This window comes from Mycolicibacterium vinylchloridicum, assembly GCF_013404075.1.
Lineage (GTDB): Bacteria > Actinomycetota > Actinomycetes > Mycobacteriales > Mycobacteriaceae > Mycobacterium > Mycobacterium vinylchloridicum.
Genome location: NZ_JACBJQ010000001.1, coordinates 18,999 through 39,923 on the forward strand (window position 1 = coordinate 18,999; position 20,925 = coordinate 39,923).

The 20,925-nt window shown below is 67.0% G+C and carries 22 protein-coding genes; 8 read left to right on the forward strand and 14 right to left on the reverse strand.

Translation table 11 applies throughout. The features are described 5' to 3' along the window. Positions 1 to 27: 27 nt before the first annotated feature. From HPC46_RS00105 to HPC46_RS00135, 7 genes are all read right to left on the reverse strand, one after another. On the reverse strand, positions 28 to 816 hold the full coding sequence (locus tag HPC46_RS00105) for an alpha/beta fold hydrolase (RefSeq protein WP_179466186.1): 789 nt from the start codon (positions 814 to 816) through the stop codon (positions 28 to 30). Then, positions 813 to 1,556 carry a DJ-1/PfpI family protein gene (locus tag HPC46_RS00110; protein WP_179466187.1) on the reverse strand — a complete coding sequence of 248 codons (744 nt, stop codon included), beginning with the start codon at positions 1,554 to 1,556 and terminating at the stop codon, positions 813 to 815. The genes HPC46_RS00105 and HPC46_RS00110 overlap by 4 nt, the downstream gene beginning before the upstream one ends. An 11-nt stretch (positions 1,557 to 1,567) precedes the next feature. Then, the gene (locus HPC46_RS00115) at positions 1,568 to 2,515 is read right to left on the reverse strand and encodes a GlxA family transcriptional regulator (RefSeq protein WP_179466188.1); all 948 of its coding nucleotides are present in this window, start codon (positions 2,513 to 2,515) and stop codon (positions 1,568 to 1,570) included. Positions 2,516 to 2,577: 62 nt separating this feature from the next. Beyond that, positions 2,578 to 3,723: an LLM class flavin-dependent oxidoreductase gene (locus tag HPC46_RS00120; RefSeq protein WP_179466189.1), complete on the reverse strand. Its 1,146-nt coding sequence runs from the start codon at positions 3,721 to 3,723 to the stop codon at positions 2,578 to 2,580. 45 nt (positions 3,724 to 3,768) lie between these two features. Then, complete coding sequence (locus HPC46_RS00125; RefSeq protein WP_179466190.1) at positions 3,769 to 5,271, reverse strand: amino acid permease; 1,503 nt, start codon at positions 5,269 to 5,271, stop codon at positions 3,769 to 3,771. A 78-nt stretch (positions 5,272 to 5,349) separates the two neighbouring features. Beyond that, the gene (locus HPC46_RS00130; protein WP_179466191.1) at positions 5,350 to 6,147 is read right to left on the reverse strand and encodes a serine/threonine-protein kinase; all 798 of its coding nucleotides are present in this window, start codon (positions 6,145 to 6,147) and stop codon (positions 5,350 to 5,352) included. Between the two features lie 9 nt (positions 6,148 to 6,156). Continuing rightward, entirely contained in the window at positions 6,157 to 7,044 is an 888-nt protein-coding gene (locus HPC46_RS00135; protein WP_179466192.1) for an SDR family oxidoreductase, read from the reverse strand. Positions 7,045 to 7,123: 79 nt separating this feature from the next. Here HPC46_RS00135 and HPC46_RS00140 point away from each other — a divergent pair, with 79 nt between their 5' ends. Next, positions 7,124 to 7,678, forward strand: a complete 555-nt coding sequence (locus HPC46_RS00140; protein ID WP_179466193.1) for a TetR family transcriptional regulator — start codon at positions 7,124 to 7,126, stop codon at positions 7,676 to 7,678. 26 nt (positions 7,679 to 7,704) lie between these two features. On the opposite strand, the gene HPC46_RS00145 is transcribed toward HPC46_RS00140, so the two are convergent. From HPC46_RS00145 to HPC46_RS00160, 4 genes are all read right to left on the reverse strand, one after another. Next, positions 7,705 to 8,691, reverse strand: a complete 987-nt coding sequence (locus HPC46_RS00145; RefSeq protein ID WP_179466194.1) for an o-succinylbenzoate synthase — start codon at positions 8,689 to 8,691, stop codon at positions 7,705 to 7,707. Continuing rightward, entirely contained in the window at positions 8,691 to 10,256 is a 1,566-nt protein-coding gene (locus HPC46_RS00150) for a long-chain-fatty-acid--CoA ligase (RefSeq protein ID WP_179466195.1), read from the reverse strand. The genes HPC46_RS00145 and HPC46_RS00150 overlap by 1 nt, the downstream gene beginning before the upstream one ends. An 18-nt stretch (positions 10,257 to 10,274) precedes the next feature. After that, positions 10,275 to 11,804, reverse strand: coding sequence for an MFS transporter (locus HPC46_RS00155; protein WP_179466196.1), 1,530 nt, complete (start codon positions 11,802 to 11,804; stop codon positions 10,275 to 10,277). 89 nt (positions 11,805 to 11,893) lie between these two features. Beyond that, entirely contained in the window at positions 11,894 to 13,261 is a 1,368-nt protein-coding gene (locus HPC46_RS00160; protein ID WP_179466197.1) for a DUF2254 domain-containing protein, read from the reverse strand. Between the two features lie 164 nt (positions 13,262 to 13,425). Here HPC46_RS00160 and fadD8 point away from each other — a divergent pair, with 164 nt between their 5' ends. From fadD8 to HPC46_RS00195, 7 genes are all read left to right on the forward strand, one after another. Then, positions 13,426 to 15,027: a fatty-acid--CoA ligase FadD8 gene (gene fadD8, locus HPC46_RS00165; protein ID WP_179466198.1), complete on the forward strand. Its 1,602-nt coding sequence runs from the start codon at positions 13,426 to 13,428 to the stop codon at positions 15,025 to 15,027. Positions 15,028 to 15,049: 22 nt separating this feature from the next. Beyond that, the gene (locus HPC46_RS00170; RefSeq protein WP_179466199.1) at positions 15,050 to 15,577 is read left to right on the forward strand and encodes a hypothetical protein; all 528 of its coding nucleotides are present in this window, start codon (positions 15,050 to 15,052) and stop codon (positions 15,575 to 15,577) included. A gap of 67 nt (positions 15,578 to 15,644) precedes the next feature. Continuing rightward, positions 15,645 to 16,337, forward strand: coding sequence for an HAD family hydrolase (locus tag HPC46_RS00175; protein WP_179466200.1), 693 nt, complete (start codon positions 15,645 to 15,647; stop codon positions 16,335 to 16,337). A gap of 14 nt (positions 16,338 to 16,351) precedes the next feature. Further along, positions 16,352 to 16,687 carry a hypothetical protein gene (locus HPC46_RS00180; protein ID WP_179466201.1) on the forward strand — a complete coding sequence of 112 codons (336 nt, stop codon included), beginning with the start codon at positions 16,352 to 16,354 and terminating at the stop codon, positions 16,685 to 16,687. After that, a complete protein-coding gene (locus HPC46_RS00185) occupies positions 16,684 to 17,586 on the forward strand; it encodes a 1,4-dihydroxy-2-naphthoyl-CoA synthase (RefSeq protein ID WP_179466202.1) in 903 nt (300 codons plus the stop codon). The genes HPC46_RS00180 and HPC46_RS00185 overlap by 4 nt, the downstream gene beginning before the upstream one ends. Positions 17,587 to 17,657: 71 nt before the next feature. After that, positions 17,658 to 18,506 carry an SDR family oxidoreductase gene (locus HPC46_RS00190; RefSeq protein ID WP_179466203.1) on the forward strand — a complete coding sequence of 283 codons (849 nt, stop codon included), beginning with the start codon at positions 17,658 to 17,660 and terminating at the stop codon, positions 18,504 to 18,506. Between the two features lie 15 nt (positions 18,507 to 18,521). Beyond that, positions 18,522 to 18,908 (forward strand): VOC family protein, encoded by a 387-nt coding sequence (locus HPC46_RS00195; protein WP_179466204.1) that lies wholly within the window; start codon positions 18,522 to 18,524, stop codon positions 18,906 to 18,908. On the opposite strand, the gene HPC46_RS00200 is transcribed toward HPC46_RS00195, so the two are convergent. From HPC46_RS00200 to HPC46_RS00210, 3 genes are read right to left on the reverse strand one after another with little or no spacing between them, the layout of a single operon-like run. Continuing rightward, on the reverse strand, positions 18,905 to 19,216 hold the full coding sequence (locus HPC46_RS00200) for a DUF3349 domain-containing protein (protein WP_179466205.1): 312 nt from the start codon (positions 19,214 to 19,216) through the stop codon (positions 18,905 to 18,907). The two genes, HPC46_RS00195 and HPC46_RS00200, sit on opposite strands and share 4 nt — an antisense overlap. A gap of 7 nt (positions 19,217 to 19,223) precedes the next feature. Next, the gene (locus HPC46_RS00205) at positions 19,224 to 19,505 is read right to left on the reverse strand and encodes a hypothetical protein (RefSeq protein WP_179466206.1); all 282 of its coding nucleotides are present in this window, start codon (positions 19,503 to 19,505) and stop codon (positions 19,224 to 19,226) included. A 27-nt stretch (positions 19,506 to 19,532) separates the two neighbouring features. After that, positions 19,533 to 20,789 (reverse strand): inorganic phosphate transporter, encoded by a 1,257-nt coding sequence (locus tag HPC46_RS00210; protein ID WP_179466207.1) that lies wholly within the window; start codon positions 20,787 to 20,789, stop codon positions 19,533 to 19,535. Between the last annotated feature and the right edge of the window lie 136 nt (positions 20,790 to 20,925).

Sequence of the window (20,925 nt, forward strand, 5' to 3'; positions counted from 1 at the left end):
CGGCAAAACGTCGACCTCGGCGAGCGGTTAGACCAGCGTGCCGGCGAAGAAGTCCAGCATCGCGTTGTTCACGGTGTCCGGGCGCTCCAGGAATCCGAGATGACCGGTGTGGCCGATCTGCACGTAGCGGCCGTTGGGCAGGGCGTCAGCCACCTCACGGCCCAGCGCGGCGGGCGTGAGCACATCGTCGGCGAACCCGATCACCAGCACCTCGGTGCGGATCGACCGGTAGGCCGTCAGCCGGTTCTCCTTCGGATACACCTCGAGCTGGGCGGCCAGGCCCGGGGTCCGCTTGATCGGGAACGCGGTGAACATCTCCATCCAGTCCCCGATGGCTTTCTCGTCGTTGATCGTCTTCGGCGAGAAGTTCTCCAGCACACGCACTTTCGCGGCATAGGCGGGCGGCAGCTGGATCTCGGCTTTGGTGAGTTCGACGTCGGCGGCCCGGATGGATTTCCGGATGCGGTCCAGCCGCCCGCGGGTGCCCATCAGTACGGCCTGGCTGACCAGTTCGGGGCGGGTCAGCATCAGCTCCTGGGCGATGTAGGCGCCCATCGACATCGCCACCACCCGTGCCGGCCCACCGGCAACGTCCTCGATGAGGGCGGCGGTATCGGCGATCATCTGCTCGGTGCCGAAGCCGCCGGCGTTCTCGGTGGCCCCGATGCCCCGGTTGTCGAACGTGATGCAGCGATAGCCTGCCGCCACGAACGTCGGGATCTGATGGATGTGCCAGGTCCGCCCCGCGCCGCCGGTGCCGGCGATGAAGACCACCGGCTCTCCGGTGCCGTTTTCCTCGTAGGCCAGGTTGATCACCTGGCAGAGGCTACGCGTCCCCGTTTCCGCTTGCCCCGCGACCGTGCCGCTTCCAGCGCTCCGGTCCACAGCAGGGACGCCGTCGCCTTGAGCTGGGTGGGGTTGGCCAGGTCCTTGGCCATCAGCGCGGTCGCCGAGGCCTTGGTGGTGGCCGAGGCCTTCGACATGTGCCCGGAGTCGAACGGCGGCTGAGGGTCGTACTCGATCGAGAGCTGGATCACCTTGGCGCGGTCCTCGCCACCGATCTGGCCCGCCAGCCACAGCGCGAGGTCGATTCCTGCCGACACCCCCGCGCTGGTGACGATGTCACCCTCGTGAACCACGCGTTCGTCTTTGACCGGCGTCACCCCGAGGGCCTTGAGCGCGGTCAGTGCGGCCCAGTGCGATGTCGCGCGCTTACCCTTCAGCAGTCCCGCGGCGGCGAGGATCACCGAGCCGCTGCACACCGACGTCGTCCAGGTCGCTGTCTCATGCGCGCTGCGCACCCAGTCGAGCAGCCTCTCGTCGCGCGCGTGCTCCATGGTCGTCATCCCGCCCGGGATGAGAATGACATCAGGAGAGGGGGTTTCGCCGAACGAGTGGGTGGCGCCGATGACGAGGACGCCGGAGTCGGCGGTGATGGGTCCGGGTTCATGCCACAGGAAGCGCACTTCGGCGTCGGGTAGCCAGCGCAGCACCTCGTAGGGCCCGATGAAGTCCAGGGCGGTGAATCCGGGATAGAGCACGATGGCGATCTGCATGAGCTTCTCCTCTACACAAAGGTCTTGCGGTATTGGTCCGGTGATACGCCGATACGGCGAATGAAGTTGCGGCGCATGGTCTCCGACGTTCCAAATCCGCACCGCGCGGCGATGGTGACGACGGTGTCGTCGGTCTCCTCCAACTGGCGGCGCGCGGCTTCGGTGCGGACGCGTTCGACGTAGGCGCCGGGCGCCTCGCCGACCTCGTCGGTGAACAACCTGGTGAAGTGCCGCGGGCTCATCGCGGCGCGCCGCGCCAGATCCGAGATGCTGTGGGCCGCACCGGGTTCGGCTTCGATCGCCTCCTGCACGTCCCGGATGGGCTGGCGGCGGGCGCGCGGCATCCAGACCGGCGCGGCGAACTGGGTCTGCCCGCCGGGCCTGCGCAGATACAGCACCAGGTAGCGGGCGACGGTCTGGGCGACTTCCGTGCCGTAGTCGTCCTCGACAAGCGCCAGCGACAGGTCGATGCCGGCCGCCACGCCCGCGGCCGTCCAGACTTTCTCGGAGCTGCGCAGGAAGATGGGTTCGCGATCGACGGTCACGGCCGGGAACTGGCGCGCCATCTGCTCGGCGTACGCCCAGTGGGTGGTCGCGCGGCAGCCGTCGAGCAGGCCCGCCTCGGCGGCCAGGAACGCGCCGGTGCACACGCTGACGACGCGGCGCGAGTTGGCCGCCGCCTGCCGGATCCAGGCCATCGTGGCGGCGTCGTCGCGCGCGGCGCCGACGCCCGCGCCACCGGGCAGGATCAGGGTGTCGATGTCCCGCGGCTCGGGCAGCGACTCGCCCACGAACGCCAGCCCGGTCGGGGTGGTCACGGGCGCACCGCCGTGCGAGACGACGCTGACCCGGTAGCCGCCCTCGGTGAGCAGGGCGGCGCCGGTGAACACGTCGTGCGGCCCGACCAGGTCCAGCGCCTGCACGCCGGGGAAGCCGAGGATCACCACCGATCGCGCCATAAGTTCAGTGTTGACCCTGGCCGGTGATGGCGTCCAGGCCAGCTACCCCACAAATCAGGACATCACAGCTTTCTGAGCCGGCGCACGGCCTGGAGCAGCGGCACCATCGACGCGATGCCTTTGCGCAGGTTGCGCTGCAGCGGTCCCAGGTTCGCCAGCACCATGTACTCCACGCCGCAATCGCGCCATTCGGCAGCCCGGTCGACGATCTCGTCGGGCGTCCCGCACAGCAGGCAGTCGCGCACCACGTTCGTCGGGATGGCTTTGACGTGGGAAAGAGCGGTCTGTTCGTCCATGTCCTGAGGAAGAATGTCCTGCGCGCCGGTGAAGCCGATGCCCAGTGGATGCTGCGCACCGTGGCGGGCGAAGAACTGGTCGGGCGCATTGAGCGCGGACGCGCGAACAACCTGAGAGTCGAGGGCCTCATCGAGGTCGGCGTTGTTGCGGGCGGCCAGGGTCATGAACCAGATCGCCGGCGTGATCGTCATCGGGTCACGTCCGGCGTCGGAGGCCGCGGTGCGCACCGCCTCGAGCCGCTGCGCATACTCCTGCGGAGTGTGCGGAAACGCCGGATAGAAGGCGTCGGCGTACCGGCCCGCGGCACGCAACATGCGCGGGCCGTGCGCGGCGATCCAGATCTCGGGCCACTTGCCTTTATACGGCGGGAGGTCGAAGAGGGCATTGCGCAGCGGGAAGTAGGGCGAGTCGCGATTCACCAGCTCCCCGTGGGAATCCCACAGCGCACGGATGGTCGCCATGGCTTCCTCGAATCGGGCTACCGGCTTGGACCATTCGACGCCGTAAGGTTCGTTGCCCTCTCGTTCGCCACTGCCGATTCCGAGGATGGCGCGCCCCCGTGTCAACAACTGCAGGGTGGCCGCCGCTTGAGCGGTGACCGCCGGATTGCGTCGGCCGGTGTCGGTGACACCGACGCCGAGGCGCAAACGCGCGTGGTTGCGGGCGGCGACGTTGCCGAGCATGGTCCACGGCTCGAGATACGCATCGCCGCGTGGCAAAAGCCTTGCGCCACCGCAGTGTTTCGGGTTGTTCCACAGTGAGCGGGGAAACAGCGAGTTCAGGTGATCAGGCACCCAGAACGAGTCCAGCCGGACGGCGGCCGCGGCCGCGTAGTTGGCCCTGGTGAGGAAATCGACCGTGGGGCGTGCCGCGACGATGGGGTCCATCATTCCGACGCGAAGCGTTGACATCGCTTCAGTCTCGGGAGCCCCCCGACCGCGGGGTTGCGTAGTCGGCTACTGCATTCCTTCCGGCCTGGCCCGGTCCTCGTTGAGGTACTCGTCCATCAACGGCGTCTCGGCGACGACCGGGTAGTCGCCGGTGTAGCCGACACGTTCGCGGGCCATCTCCAGCACCCGGCCGCGCACCGCGTACCAGCCCACCATCAACACCGGCACGATCACCACCAGTGCGACCAGATTCCAGTAGTTCTCGTAACACATCAGCCCGGTGACCACCGCGAGGAAAGCCAGGGTGGCGTAGCTGGTGTACGGCGTTCCCCAGAGCCGGAATGCGGGCCGGCTCAAGATGCCCTTTTGCGACCAGCGGTACAGCTGTATCTGGCAGATGACGATGGTGCCCCACGACGCGATGATGCCCAGCGCCGAGAGATCCAGTGCGATGTTGAAAGCCTCGGCGGGCACCACGAGGTTGAGGATGACGCCCAGCACGGTGAAGCAGGCCGTGAGCGAGATGCCCGCGAACGGCACGCCACGTTTGGTCATGCGCCCGGTGAATTGCGGTGCGCTGCCGTTCATCGCCATCGACCGCAGTATTCGGCCGGTGGAATACAGTCCGGCGTTCAGGCTCGACAGGGCCGCCGTCAGCACTACGAAGTTCATGATGGTTCCCGCGGCGGGCACGCCGATGCGGGAGAAGAACGTCACGAACGGGCTCTCGCCCTGCTTGTAGGTGGTGTAGGGAAGCAATAGTGCCAGCAGGACAAGGGATCCGACGTAGAACACCGCGATGCGGACGACGACCGAGTTGATGGCTTTGGGCATCACCTTCGCGGGATTCTCCGTCTCGCCCGCCGCGGTACCCACCAATTCCACTGCGGCATAGGCGAAGATGACTCCGGAAGTGATGACCACGAGAGAAAGCAAGCCGGTGGGCAGTAGTCCGCCGTTGTCGGTGATCACTGCCGGACCCGTCGTCGCACCTTCCACGGTGAACCGGCCGGCGAGAAACACAATGCCCACGATCAGGAATGTCACCAGCGCGATGACCTTGATCAGTGCGGCCCAGAACTCCATCTCTCCGAAGACCTTGACCGAAATCATGTTGACGGTGAGAACGATGACCAAGGCGATCAAAGCGATGGTCCACTGCGGAATCGCTTTGAACGCACCCCAGTAGTGCATGTAGAGCGCGATGGCCGTCACATCGACGATCGACGTGCATGCCCAGTTGAAGAAGTACATCCAGCCGGCCACGTAGGCGGCCTTCTCCCCCAGGAACTCGCGGGCATACGAGACAAAGGATCCCGACGACGGCCGGTGCAGCACCAACTCGCCCAGCGCTCGCAGGATGAAGAAGACGAACACCCCGCACACGGCATATACGATGAATAGGCCAGGGCCTGCCGTGTGGAGGCGTCCGCCAGCGCCCATGAAGAGGCCGGTACCGATCGCTCCCCCGATGGCGATCATCTGTAACTGCCGGGGTTTGAGACCTTTGTGATAGCCGACTTCTTCGTGGGCCAACGCTGAATTGTCGTATTTCGTGGGCGCTGCCATCGCCCGAGAATATCCAGCCGGGCATGCGGCCAAAACCTCTAGGCAGTTAAGCTCCTGTTACGCAAGATTTCTCGGCAGTCACGTCAATACTCTGCTTACGAGTCCGGCGAATTCCGTGCACGTCTGGTATCGGCGCTCGGGACGTTTGGCCATCGCCTTGGCCAAAATGGAATCGAATGCCCTGGGCACCCAGCTGATGTTGCGCGAGACTCGGGGCGGCGGGTGGTGAAGGTGCGCATCGATCAGGCCGATCGGGGTGCGGGCCCGAAAGGGCGTTGCTCCGGTTATGAGTTCAACTGTGGTGCAAGCGAATTCGTACTCGTCGGTGGCTGGAGTCTGCGGCTCACCCGCCAGCAGCTCGGGTGCGGCATAAGGTAACGACGCCTTTACATGGTGCGGCCGAGCGGCCAGCGGCGGCGGTGGCTCACCTGCGAGGTGGGCCACCCCGAAATCGACGAGCACCGCCCCGCCACACGTAAAATCCTTGTTGACAAGGATGTTGGCCGGCTTGACGTCACAGTGCACGACACCGTTGCTGTGGGCGTAATCCAGAGCATCGGCGATCTGATTGAGCACCACCAACTTGTCGGACAGGGTCTCGACGGCAGTGGCATTGCCTCCGTCCACGTACTGCATGGACAGCCAGGTCGGCCCGTGATCCGCGACCGCCACGATGTGTGGGTGACTCAGACTCTTGGCGATCGCGAACTCGCGCCGCATCCGCTCCAGGGCGTCCTGCGTGCGGTCCGCCGCGTCGAGGACCTTGAGCGCGAACGTATCCGAGTCTCGGTGTGCGAGGTAGACCGTCGCACTGCCCCCACGTCCCACCGTCCTCTCGACGATGTAGCCGGCGAACTCATCACCCGGACGCAACACATGGCAAGCCTATCGCCGGATGAAGTAGTGCCCCTGGTCCAAGTCCTCGAGTAGGCCAATCCCGGTGGGTGTCCAGCCGAAGCGCTGGCGGGTGAGCGCACTGCTGGCCGGGATGTCGAGGGCGAAGAAGGCGCCGATCCAGCCGAAGTGGTCCATGGCGTGTTCGGGCGCGACGCTGGTGACGGGCACGCCGAGGTGGTGGCCGATGGCCTCGGCGATCTGGCGGGTCGCGACCCCCTCCTCACCGATCGCATGCAGGACGGTTCCGGCGTCGGCGGACTCAACAGCCAACCGGAACAGGACGGCGGCGTCGTCGCGATGCACCGCCGACCAGCGGTTGGCGCCGTCACCCACGTGGGCCGCGACGCCCGTGTCGCGTGCGACGTTGATCAGCGTCGGGACAAAGCCGTAGTCGCCGTTGCCGTGCACGGTCGGTGCGAGTCGCACGATCGACACCCGGACGCCTTGGTCTTGGAAGGCCAGCGCAGCCGGCTCGGAAACCCGGGGGGACTGCGGGTTGGCGGGCTGATCCTCGGTGAGGACCTGGCCGACCGCGTGACCGGCGGTTCCGCTGGTGACAACCAGCGGCCGGCCGGAGCCGGCAAGCGTCTCGCCGAGTGCGGTGATGGCCTGGCGGTCGAGTTCACCCGCATTGGCGAAGTCGGTGAAGTCGTGGTGGAAGGCCAGGTGGATGACGCCGTCCACGTCCTTGGCTCCGCTGCGCAGACTGTCCAGGTCTTCGAGGTCGCCGCGGTGGACATCGGCACCTGCCTTGGCGAGCTTCTCGGCGGACGCGTCGGATCGGGCCAGGCCGACCACCTGGTGGCCGGCGTTCACCAGCTCGGGGACCACCGCCGAGCCGACCCAGCCGGATGCTCCGGTGACGAATAGTTTCATGGCACTACCTCCATGTCAGTCGCTGTCATCAGACTCTAACGGTGATGTCAGCAACTGTCATCGCGATATTATTCCGCACATGGGCCGCTGGGAGCCGGACGCACAGGGCCGCCTGCAACAGGCGGCCCTGGCGCTGTACACCGAGCGCGGGTTCGACCAGACGACCGTCGCCGAGATCGCCGAGCAGGCCGGGCTGACCGAGCGGACCTTCTTCCGCTACTTCGCCGACAAACGTGAGGTGCTGTTCGGCGGCCAAGCCCAGCTACTGGAGCAGTTGACGAACGGTGTTGCGGCAGCACCTGATTCGGCTACTCCCCTGGATGCGGTCAGCAACGGGATTCAGGCGGTCGGCGCATTCTTCGACGGGCGGCGGGAGGGGTCACGGCTGCGGCAAGCGGTGATCGACGCCAACCCCGCCCTGCAGGAACGCGAGCTGAGCAAGCGCGCCGCGTTCTCGGTGGCGATGGCCGATGGCTTGGTGCAGCGTGGTGTGCCCGCGACGACCGCCCGCCTGACGAGCGAGGCGGGCGCCGCGGTGTTCCACCTGGCCTTCGAGCAGTGGCTGGCCGCCGACAAGCACGACCTGGCGTACTTCGTCCGCCGCGCGGTCACCGCGCTGAAAGCAGGCATCTAGCGCCGAGGTCGACGTTGTGCGGCGTCCTACTCGCGAATGTTCTGCCGTATGTCGGTTTGGGCGAGGAGGGGGAAGCACTCGCGGACGCGAGTGATCCACCAGTCGCGGCGCTCGGCCGGGGCGGCGAGCGCAGCGAGGCGCGCCGGATCGGGCGCCACGTCGCCGACGGGCAGGCCACCGTCCACGGGTGCGATCTCGGCGACGTCCTCGACGAACAGCCGGCCGGTACCCAGCCCGCACGCGTGCTCCAGTCGAGGCAGCGCGGCCGCCGCGGCCAGGCCGGCCGCGATGCCGACGGCGGTGTCCAGCGCACTGGAAACCACTACCGGGATATCGATTTCGGCGGCGATGGCCAGCATCGCGGCCACTCCCCCGAGTGGCGCGACCTTGAGCACCGCGATGTCCGCGGCCCGCGCTCGCACGACCGCCAGCGGGTCGGCGGCCTTGCGGATGCTCTCGTCGGCGGCCACCGCGACCTGCACCTGCCGGCGCACCTCGGCCAGTTCCGCCACTGTCTTGCATGGTTGTTCGAGGTATTCCAGCGGGCCGTCGGCACTCAGCGCGGTCGCGGCGGCCACCGCCTCCTCGACCGTCCACCCGCCGTTGGCGTCCACCCGCACGGTCGGCATCAGCGCACGTACCGCGTTGACCCGCGCGACGTCGTCGGCCAGCGTCTGGCCGGGCTCGGCCACCTTCACCTTGGCGGTACGCGCCCCGGGAAAGCGCGCCAACACCTCGGGCACCTGCGCGGCAGGTACCGCAGGCACGGTGGCGTTGATCGGCACGACGGAGCGCAGCACGGGAGGTCGTGTGCCGTAGGCGGATTCGATGCCCGACGCCAGCCAGTTGGCGGCCTCGGACGGCTCGTACTCGACGAACGGACCAAACTCGCCCCAGCCCGTCGGCCCGTCGATCAGCGCCACCTCGCGAATCATGATGCCGCGGAAGCGCACCCGCATCGGCAGTGCGACGACATGCAGACGCTCCAGGAGATCGTCCAGCGAGACGGCCATCAGATCGCGCGGTCGCGGTTCTCCCAGTACGGCGAGCGCAAATCACGCTTGAGCAGCTTGCCGGTGGGGTTACGCGGCAGCGCCGGAGAAATCTCCACACTGCGCGGGCACTTGTAGTGCGCCAGCCGCTCCCGGCACCAGGCAACCAGCTCTTCTTCGGAAGTCTCACCGCCAGCTGACAATTCGACGACCGCCTTGACCGACTCGCCCCACTTGTCGTCGGGGATGCCGAACACCGCGGCGTCGAGCACCGCGGGATGATCGGTCAGCACCCGCTCGACCTCGACGGAGTAGATGTTCTCACCACCGGAGATGATCATGTCCTTGAGCCGGTCTTCGACGAAGATGAAACCGTCGGCGTCGACGCGGCCGATGTCGCCGGTGCGGAACCAGCCGTCCTCGGTGATCGCCGAGTCGGTGGCCTCCGGCTTGTTGTGGTAGCCCTTCATCAGTTGCGGTGTGCGGAACCACAATTCTCCGGGCTCACCGATCGGTACCTCGGCGAGTGTGTCGATGTCGACGACGCGCACCTCGACCTCGCGGGACGGCTGGCCGGCACTGACCATGCGGTCCGGGCGGGACTCGTCGCGGTGTACCTCCGGCGACAGCTGGGTGATCGCGCCGCACACCTCGGTCAGCCCGTACACCTGGATGAAATCGGTGTCCGGCCACGCCTTCAGCGCCGACTTCAACAACGCAGGCGGCATCGGCGAGGCACCGTAGACGAAGGTCCGCAGCCTGCTGAACAGTTTCACCGCGTCCTCGCCGGACTCCAGCACCTTGCCCAGCACCGCGGGCACCAGGAAGGTGCGGTTCGCGCCCTGCAGCAGCGCACCGGCCAGCGACGCGCCGTCGGCCTCGCGCGTCATGATCGTCGGGATGCCGGCGTGGATGCCGTACTGCACATAAGCCGAACCGCCGACGTGGAACAGCGGCATCGCCACCATGTTCTTGTCGTCGTCGCCGAACTCGAATGTGGCCGCATTGATCGTGTGCGCCAAGATATTTCGCTGTGACAGTACGACACCCTTGGGCCGCCCGGTGGTGCCCGACGAGTACATGATCAGGCAGGTGTCCTCGGGGTCGACCTCGGCTGGGCGCCCCGTCGGCGTGGCAGCCGCCAGCAGCGCCTCGTACTGATCGCCGTCGGTACCCTCGGGCGTCACTTCGAAGACGTCCTCGACGTGGGTCAGCTTGTCGCGGATCTTGTCGACGGCCCCGATCAGCTCGGTGCCGGCGATCAGCAACTTGGCGCCGGAGTCGTTGAGCACGTAGTCCATCTCGTCGGCGGCCAGCCGGAAGTTGATGACAGCGGTGGCCGCGCCGATCGAGGACGCCGCGAGCGTCAGTTCGACACAGGCCGGATGGTTCTTGTCCAGGAACGCCACCACATCCCCGCGCCCGATACCGCGGGCCGCCAGCGCACCGGCCAGCCGTCGGATCCGGTCATTCCACTGCGCCCATGTCCAGCTGCGGCCGAGGTAGCTGACCGCTTCACCGTCGGGCTTGTGCTGCGCCCAGTGGGTGAGCCGGTCGTCGAGAAAGCGCGGTTGCGGTGCATCCATACCGGCCAGAGTGCCACGTCAGGTCTGCGGCGAGCCAGCCTTCGGCCGAAGCAGCACCCACGCGATCACGATCGCCGCGGCGGGCACGACGGCCATGATGAGGCTCAGATCGTGGATGGCGGTCAGCCAGCTCTGGGTCGCCTCCGACACCACCCAGCGGGCCTTTTCGGGGTCCAGCACCTCGGCACCTGCTGCCGGTCCGGGCACGCCGCCGTGTGCAACGCGCAGTGCGTCGCGGGCCTGGTCCTCGGTGATCCCCGACCCCTCGAGTTTGTGCCGGCCGTCGCGCAGGAACAACGTCGTACCGACCAACGCGAACAACGCCGGGCCCAGCGAGTAACTCGCCTGTCCGACAGCAGGTTTCACCGCGGAGATGACACCACCGAGTTCGGCGGGCGCGCTGGACATCATGATCGTCGATTGCGGGGTCTGCACCACCGCGCCGCCGATCGCATTCAACGCCACCGCAACCCCCATGACCATGATCGGCGTCTCCGCGTCGAGCACGACCAGCATCACCATGCCGACCAACAGGATGGCCAGGCCGGTTACCAGCACCGCACGTTCTCCGAATTGGCCGACAGCACGGCCGGCCGCCGTCGCGGCCAGCGACGCCAGCAGCACCGCCGGAATCAGGAGCAGCCCGAGCAGTTCGGGTGACTCACCGCGGATCGTGACCAGGTAGTAGGCGAACAGGATGGTGGCCCCACCCTGCAGGAAGTTGAACGCCGCACCCGCGATCACCGCGGCGTTGAACCGGCCCGAGGAGAAGATCCGCATGTTCAATGCCGGTTCGTCGGTGCGCATTTCCCACAGCACGAACGCCACTCCCAGCGCGATCCCGACCAGGATCTGCACCAGTGCGCTGACTCCGAAACCGCCCTGCAGTTGAGTCAGCCCCAGGATCAGCAGGATCAGGCCGACGGCGATCAGCAGGATGCCGACGACGTCGAGCTTGCGTTGCCAGCGCAGCGTCTCCGGCACATACCGCATGGTGAGTGCGAGCGTGACCGCGGCCAGCACCGGAGTGACCAGAAAGCAGGCACGCCAACCGAAATGGGCCGCAAGCCAGCTTCCCACCGCGGGCTGAAACACGCTGAGCGCGTGGCCAACTCCGAGATACATCGCGATCGCGGCGGCCCGTCGTCCCGTCGGGAACACCGCGTTGATGATGGCCAGCGACAGACCGAGGACGAACGCGAAGGAGATGCCGACGCCCGCTCGCGCGATCGTCAGCACCGCGACGTTGGGCGCGACGGCCGCCAGAATCCCGAATCCGATCGAGCCGTAGCTGCCGATCACGAACATCCGCTTCATGCCGTACGCGTCGCCGAGCGCACCCGCGCCGAGCACCGCCGCGGCGAGTGTGAGGGTGGCCAGGCAGGCCAGGAAACTGGCGGTGCTGTTGCTGAAGCCCAGGCCGTGGCGCACCTCGGCGAGGTTGGCCGACAGGATCGTCGGGTCACCGGCGGTGATGCTGTACCCGAGCCCCATCGCGACGATGGTCATGGTCGCCGCGCGCCCGGTGACTTCCTGCTGCTGCGGCATTGGCAGATGCTAGCCCTGTGACGATCGGGCGCCGAGGAAAACCCGTGCGGCGGTCCGCCGGTGTCGCGGAAGCCGACCTCGGGTGATGCTCAGGCCGACGGATGCCACTGCCCGGCCAGAGCCTCGCCGACTTGGAGCCTGAGACGCTCGAGGGCATCGCGCTCGGCTGCCTCGAATTCCTGCGCCGCAATACAGCGCCCCAGCCGTTCAGATCGGTCCGCGACAGCCTGCCGGTGCTCGGGTAGCCGGACCAGCCAAGCCAGGTCCCGCAGCAGTGCCAGCAGGCTGCCCAGAACCAGCGGATCGCGGGCACCGTAAATCTGTGGCTGGGTGCAGACCAGGTCCAGCAACTCGGGGAGATCCGGCCCGACCACGACCACACGGACCACGTCGTGAGCGTCGCGCAGCACTCTCGAACCGAGCCGATAGCGGGCTAGTTCACACAGAACAGCCGAACAGGAGTTCAACGCATGCACCGCGGTGGTGGGGTCGTTGATCCCCGGCGACAAGGCCCTGATGGCGACATCGGTCAGCTGCCGCAACCCATAGCCGACGTCCTGGGTTGCCGTTCGTTCGATGCCGGTGTGCAGAGCGGCCGCGACCCGGTCACGCAACGATTCGATGCAGCCGTCGTCGAGCTGACCTCCGGTGTCGGCAGCCCAGTAGAACGCGACCGGAACGCCTGCAGTGACGTTGGCTCCGACCGGGCGGTCTACCCACACCACCGCATCCGCGTCGACCGCCGCAGCCACGAGATTGGCGTCGTCCACCTGGACCAGGAAACCCGACGAACCCGCGAGGATGACCTCACCGCCCGAGCGCGGGCGCAGGGGCGGGCGTGCGGATCCTTCCTCCAACGGATCCGAGGTCCGGCCGACGGTCGTCATGATGTCGGACGAGACCTGGTTCAGCATCGCTTCGATCCGGATCTGCCGCACCAGATGCCCCAAAAACAACACCAGACCTAACACGCTGGCGATCGCCAACAGGTAGGCAACGGTGACCGAGATCCGCGGGACGAACAGCACGGACCCGTCGCCGCCGTTGCGGACCGTCCGCAATACCGTCAGCGCGTAGGCGAACGTCGCCAAGAACAACGCGAGTGTCCGCTGGACGAACCGGTCGGCGGCGAACGTACGCAACAGCCGGGGCGAGTACTGGCTGCTGGCCAGCTGCAACGTCACCAGGGTCAACGAAAATGTCAGCGACGTGACCGTCATCAACGACGTCGCAACGGCGCCGAGCACCTCGCGTGCGGCGTCGGCGCTCCCGCCGAACAGGTACTCGCCCAGTGCCGGTGGCATGCGTTCGTCCACTGCGCCGTCGATCTGTGGCAGCACGACCCCGAGCGCGACCGCGACGACCACACCGATGGCCGGCACCGGCCACAACCGGCTGCGGATCGCATCGACGAGCACGGCCTGTCGCTGCCGTGCACCGGCGAACACATCGAGCACGCCATGTCCTCTCGCGGCCGCCTCGCAGGCGAAGCCTGTGGGTGACCCGTTTGGTGTCGAGTCAAACTATTCACGGTCGGTGACCCACGGTCGGCCGCTTCGCGCTAGTCGCGTTTGTCGGTGACCCTTCCATCAAATCTGGAACACGTTCTAGTGTGGACGCCATGAGTGACGAGTTGCTGCGCCATCCGATTCATTCCGGACACCTGACGGTCGGCGCGCTGAAGCGCAACAAGAACAAGCCGGTGCTGCATCTGGGTGACACCACGCTGACCGGTGGCGAGCTCGCCGACCGCATCAGCCAGTACATTCAGGCGTTCGAGGCGCTCGGCGCGGGCAGCGGCGCGACCGTGGGGCTGCTGTCGCTGAACCGGCCCGAGGTGCTGATGATCATCGGTGCCGGCCAGACCCAGGGCTACCGGCGGGTGGCACTACACCCTCTCGGCTCACTCGACGACCATGCCTACGTGCTGGGCGACGCCGGGGTGACCTCGCTGATCATCGACCCCAACCCGATGTTCATCGAGCGGGCGCAGGGCCTGCTGGAGAAGGTGCCCGCCCTCAAGCAGGTGCTGACATTGGGGCCGGTCCCCGAGGCGCTCGGTGACTCGGCGGTGGACCTGATCGCCGAGGCCGCCAAGTACTCGCCGAAGCCGTTGGTGGCAGCCGATCTTGCCCCCGATCACGTCGGCGGCATGGCCTACACCGGCGGCACCACCGGCAAGCCCAAGGGCGTGCTGGGTACCGCGCAGTCGATCACCACCATGACGACCATCCAGCTCGCCGAGTGGGAGTGGCCGGAGAATCCGCGGTTCCTGATGTGCACGCCGCTGTCGCATGCCGGGGCCGCGTTCTTCGTGCCGACCGTGGTCAAGGGCGGCGAGTTGGTGGTGCTGACGAAGTTCGATCCGGCCGAGGTGCTGCGGGTGATCGAGGAGCAGAAGATCACCGCGACCATGCTGGTGCCGTCGATGATCTACGCCTTGATGGATCATCCCGATTCGCACACCCGCGACCTGTCGTCGCTGGAGACCGTGTACTACGGCGCCTCGGCGATGAACCCGGTGCGGCTGGCCGAGGCGATCCGCCGGTTCGGCCCGATCTTCGCCCAGTACTACGGGCAGTCCGAGGCGCCGATGGTGATCTCGTACCTGGGTAAGAAGGATCACGACGAGAAGCGGCTCACCTCGTGCGGACGGCCCACGCTGTTCGCCCGCACGGCGCTGCTGGGCGCCGACGGCAAGGAGGTGCCCCAAGGCGAGGTCGGCGAGATCTGTGTGTCCGGGCCGCTGCTCAGTGGCGGCTACTGGAATCTGCCGGAGGAGACCTCGAAAACCTTCAAAGACGGCTGGCTGCACACCGGTGACATGGCGCGCGAGGACGAAGACGGCTTCTGGTTCATCGTCGACCGGGTCAAGGACATGATCGTCACCGGCGGGTTCAACGTGTTCCCCCGCGAGGTCGAGGACGTCGTCGCCGAGCATCCCGCGGTCGCGCAGGTGTGCGTGATCGGCACCCCCGACGAGAAGTGGGGCGAAGCCGTCACCGCGGTGGTCGTGCTGCGCCCCGACCACCCCAGCGACGACGACTCGGTGGCCACGCTGACCGCCGAGATCCAGGCGGCGGTCAAGGACCGCAAGGGTTCGGTGCAGTCGCCCAAGCAGGTGATCATCGTCGACTCGGTGCCGGTGACCGCACTGGGCAAGCCGGACAAGAAGGCGGTGCGGGCGCAGTTCTGGGAGGGTGCATCTCGCGCCATCGGCTGAGTCCGAGGCACATACTGGTGTGATGTTGTCTCGGGTCATCCCGCTCGAGTACCTCAAACAGCGCGACGTGATGTTCTGGCTGCCTCCGGGTGGCCAGGACAACGAAGTGTGGGCCGACACCTGGGTGATCCTCGCCGAACTCGAATCCGCCCACGCCGCACCGATTCTCGCGCTCCTTCGCGACGCGGACATCGGCGCGTATGCGGCAACTCCGAGTGGCTTGAAAGGTGCCCAAAGCCAGTGCAAGCAGCTCTACGTGGACCGCGAGCAGATCAATCGGGCTACCGACCTCGTGATGGTGTTCCTGCGCGGCAAAGACGAGCAGGTGATGCCCCGCGCGGAGCGGATCGCGCCGAAGGTCCGCAGCAAGATCACGATCCCTGCCGTCCCCCGCCCCGTCGCACTGGTGCTCAAGGCTGCGTTGGGCGCCGCCCTCATCGCGCTGTTCCTGCTGCTGGTCTACACCCAGGGCCCGCGACTGTGGCCGGGCGTGCACCCGGTGCAGCATCCGGCACCCACGTCCGGTCCGCCTGCTCTGCAGCGACCGTAACGGTAGGGCGGAAATCGACGCCGGATCCCGCCGTGGCGTTACGCTCGCGCACTGGCAGCATGAACCGGTGACTACTGTTCGCGCCGTCCTGTTCGACTTCTCCGGCACGCTCTTCCGCCTCGAGGAGGACGACAGCTGGTTCGCCGGGATGGAACTGGTCGACGACGAGGGCCGCCGCGCGATCGACGACCATGTGCAGGCCGAGCTGATGGAACGTCTCACTCATCCCACCGGCGGATCGGTGACCAGGTCTGCGGAGGCTCAGCATGCCTGGGTCAACCGCGACCTCGAACCGGCCCTGCACCGCGAGGCCTATCTGCACGCGCTGACGGACGTAGGCCTGCCGAACGACGCCGCCGAAACGCTCTATCGGCGTGCCGTCGATCCGGCGTCGTGGGTGCCCTACCCCGACACCGTCGAGGTGCTGCGGTCGCTGCGTGCCGGCGGTCTGCGCATCGGCATCGTCTCCAACATCGCTTTCGACATCCGGCCCGCGTTTCGCGCCGCCGGGGCCGACGCCGACGAGTTCGTGTTGTCCTTCGAAGTCGGTGCGGTCAAACCGGATCCGCGGATCTTCCAGGTTGCGTTGCAGCGTCTCGGCGTCGCGGCCGAGGACACCGTCATGGTCGGCGACAGCGAGGAGAACGACGGCGCCGCGCGCCAACTCGGCTGCGACTTCATCCTCGTCGACCCACTACCGGTGGCCGAACGCCCGACCGGGCTGATCGACGCACTGCGCGACCGCGGCATCAACTGTTGACGTAGGTTTTGCACATGGCCGACTCCGAGCGCATCAGGCCGCCGTGGTGGCTCAAGCCGATGAACAAGATCTTCATGGCGGCGATGCGGCTCGGTCTCGCGCGATTCGGCGGTGAGTCGCCGGAGGTACTGACCGTTCCCGGCCGCAAATCCGGCAAGGCCCGCTCGACGCCGATCACCCCGTTCACCGTCGACGGCAGGCGTTACGTGGTCGGCGGCTTCCCCGGTGTGAGCTTCATGAAGAACGCGGGCCTGGTCACCGAGGGCAGGCCCGACGAGTTCGAGGCGCTGGCCGGCCGCTGCGCGGTGTTCCGATTCGATCCCCTGGAAGATGGAGTTCAAAACCCTTGACCGACAACCCGTTCGACCCCTCGCAGTGGCGCACCATCGACGGCTTCGAGGACCTGAGCGACATCACCTACCACCGTCACGTCTCCGACGGAACGGTGCGGGTGGCCTTAGACCGGCCCGAGGTGCGCAACGCGTTCCGTCCGCACACCGTCGACGAGCTGTACCGCGCCCTCGACCACGCCCGGATGTCACCCGATGTCGGCGTCGTGTTGCTGACCGGCAACGGCCCCTCCCCCAAGGACGGCGGCTGGGCGTTCTGCTCCGGCGGCGATCAGCGCATCCGGGGCCGCAGCGGCTACCAGTATGCGGCCGGAGAGACAGCCGAGACCGTCGATCCGGCGCGGGCTGGCCGCCTGCACATCCTGGAGGTGCAGCGGCTCATCAGGTTCATGCCCAAGGTCGTCATCTGCCTGGTGAACGGGTGGGCCGCCGGCGGGGGACACAGCCTCCACGTGGTCTGCGACCTGACGCTGGCCAGCCGCGAGCACGCCCGGTTCAAGCAGACCGACGCCGACGTGGGCAGCTTCGACGGCGGGTATGGCAGCGCCTATCTCGCCCGCCAGGTCGGGCAGAAGTTCGCCCGGGAGATCTTCTTCCTGGGTGAGCCGTACACCGCCGAGCAGATGCATCAGATGGGCGCGGTCAACCGGGTGGTCGACCATGCCGACCTGGAAAACGTTGGCGTGCAGTGGGCCAAGACCATCAACGGCAAATCGCCTCAGGCTCAACGCATGCTGAAGTTCGCCTTCAACCTGCTCGACGACGGTCTGGTGGGTCAGCAGCTGTTCGCCGGGGAGGCCACCCGGTTGGCCTACATGACCGACGAAGCCGTCGAGGGCCGCGATGCGTTCCTGGAGAAGCGCGACCCGGACTGGAGCCCGTTCCCCCGCTATTTCTAGCGATTACGGCGCGAAAACCGTCGCTCAGCGGCTGAAAGCGCGCCGAAATCGCAACTCTGAGGAGTCCAGTTGTGAATCCCCTGCGCCGCAGATTGACCGACGCCATCGCCCTGACCGGGATGCGGCCACCGCTGAGCATGCCGACCGGCATCAACATCGACCTACGCGGCAAGCGAGTACTGGTGACCGGTGCCTCGTCGGGCATCGGTGCAGCCGGCGCCGAGCTGTTCGCCGCTCAGGGTTGCGAAGTCGTCGTGGTCGCGCGGCGCGCCGACCTGCTCGGCGAGGTCGTCGATCGGATCACCGCCGCGGGCGGAAGCGCGACCGCGATCGCGTGCGATCTGTCCGATCTGGACGCCGTCGACGCGCTCGCCGAGCAGGTCGGTGCGGTCGACATCCTGGTGAACAACGCCGGCCGGTCGATCCGCAGGCCGCTGGCCGAATCGCTGGACCGCTGGCACGACGTCGAGCGCACGATGACGCTGAACTACTTCTCGCCGCTGCGGCTCATCCGCGGGCTGGCACCAGGCATGATCGAGCGCGGCGACGGCCACATCATCAACGTCGCGACGTGGGGCGTGTTCAGCGAGGCCTCCCCGCTGTTCGGGGTGTACAACGCGTCGAAGTCCGCCTTCAGTGCGGTCAGCCGGGTCATCGAGACCGAATGGTCGGGGCATGGCGTGCATTCGACGACGCTGTACTACCCGCTGGTCGCCACACCGATGATCGCGCCCACCAAGGCCTACGACGGCCTGGCCGCGCTGACCCCCGAAGAGGCCGCGCAGTGGATGATCGACGCCGCCCGGCATCGCCCGGTGCGCATCGCCCCCCGCATCGCCGTCACGGCTCGCGCACTCGACATCGTGGCCCCCGGTGTCATCAGCCGGGTGATGAAGCGTCAGCGCCTGCAGCCGAACTGAGGTAGACACGACGGCATGGAGATCCTCGCGAGCCGGATGCTGCTCCGCCCAGCGGATTACGCACGCTCGGTGTCGTTCTACCGCGATGCGCTCGGTCTGGCCGTCGCCCGCGAATACAGCGGGGGCGTCGTGTTCTACGCCGGGCAGTCGCTGATCGAAGTCGCCGGCCACGGCGCACCCGAACGTCCCGGCACCCCGTTTCCGGTGTCACTATGGCTACAGGTGCGCGATCTCTACGCCACCCAAAAGCACTTACAGGACCGCGGCGTCGAAATCACCAGGGAAGCCCGCGCCGAACCGTGGGGGCTGCACGAGATGCACGTCGACGATCCCGACGGGATGACGCTGATCTTCGTGCAGGTCCCCGACGACCACCCGCTGCGCCGCGACACTCGCGGCTAGTGCTTTTCGAGCGGCCAGCCCACCGAGGCCAGCCGGCCCGCAACCTGGTTCATCTCGTCAGCGACAGGTTCCTTCTCGATGACGTCACGGATCGCGTCGCGGATCTGATCCTCGGTCACCGGGGTGTCGAAATCGCCGTCGCGCAGAATGGACTGGGCGGCCTGCACGACCTCGTCTTCCGACAGCGACCTCTTCAGCAGGGCCAGCAGCGGGTAATAGTCTTTGCGCGGAACGCCTTCCGGGTAACCCCGGTGTAGCCAGTCCAGGACGTTGGCGAGGAAGGTGGGCTGCTGTTGTTCGACGGTCATCGCACACTCACTTCTTCAGCATCGGGAAGAGGTCGATCCCGAAGTGATGGATGATCGTCGACCTGGTGATCCACGCGACGGCGGTCAGGATGACGAAGCCGACGAAGAGGAACAGCACGATCCCGAGGTACTTCAGCGCCGGATTGGCCTTGTGGATCTCATGGTCGGCCTCCTCGCCGCCGGCACCGAACGAGTACGCCAGCATGCCGGTCGCGAAGATCGCCGGCAGGCCGGCGCCGAGAATGAGTCCGACCACCAGCACCTTGAAGATGGATTCGAAGTACGTCATCAACGTGTCCTTTGCTTATCGCGCTGATCAGACCGTGGCGGTGGGCTCGGAGGACTTGGCTTCCTTCGTGGCCGCCCGGACCTCGGCAGGCACCACCGAGTTCGTCGACGTATCCCAATCGGCGTTGACGTTGCTGTGGTCGACCTTCTGCTGCTGGGCGCGCCACCACATGTAGAAGGACAGGCCGACCAGGATGAGGAAGATCAGGCCGTCACCCATCAGCTGCGAACCGCTGACGTCCTTGACGACGTAGGACAGCCAGTAGGCCAGCGCCCCGACCAGAGCCGCGGCCGGCAACGTGACCAGCCAGGCCACCGCCATCCGGCCGGCAACCGCCCAGCGCACCTCGGCGCCCGGCTTGCCCACGCCGCTGCCGAGGATCGATCCGGTGGCGACGTGGGTGGTGGACAGCGCCATACCGGCGGCGCTGGAGCTGAGAATGATTGCGGCCGAAGAGGCTTCGGCGGCCAACCCCTGAGGCGACTCGATCTCCACCAGTCCCTTGCCGAGGGTGCGGATGACGCGCCAGCCGCCGATGTAGGTGCCGAGGCCGATCGCCAGCGCGCAGCTGAAGATGATCCAGAACGGCAGGCCGTCCTTCTTCACGTCGCCGGTCAGATGCCCGGTGGTGATCAGAGCCAGGGCGATGACACCCATGGTCTTCTGGGCGTCGTTGGTGCCGTGCGAGAGCGCGACGAGTGAGGCGGTGGCGATCTGTCCCCAGCGGAACCCTTCTTCGCGGCGCCGCGCGAGCACCCTGCGGGTGATCCGGTAGACCAGCCAGGTGCCGCAGGCGGCGACGAGGCCGGCGATGACCGGTGCGGCGATCGCGGGGATCAGCACCTTCTGCGTGACGCCGCTCCAGTTGACCCCATTGCTGCCGAGCGCGGCCAGCCCGGCGCCGATCAGGCCACCGAACAGCGCGTGCGACGAGCTGGACGGGATGCCGAACAGCCAGGTCAGCAGGTTCCACAGGATGCCGCCGATCAAGCCGGCGAAGATGATGGTCAAGCCCATCGACGCGTCGATACCCGGCAGCAGATGACCGGTCTTACCGTCCTGCACCTTCAGGACCGACGTCGTCACCGTCACGGCGACCTCGACGGAGAGGAACGCGCCGACCAGGTTCAGGACACCGGCCAGCAGCACCGCCGTCTTGGGCTTGAGCGCACCCGTGGCGATCGAGGTGGCCATGGCGTTGCCGGTGTCGTGGAACCCGTTGGTGAAGTCGAAAGCCAGTGCTGTGGCGATCAACAGCACCAGGATGATCATCTCCGCGCTCATAAGTCAGATTGTGGTGGTTGAACGGGTCCTTTGACCAGCTGCCAAAGGTCCCCGAACTGCGTATTTGCGACTGTCCCGCAGGTGTTCATCTGTCGTTAACCTTGTGGCCGTCGGCGGTTCCCCTGCCCCGCCGGAT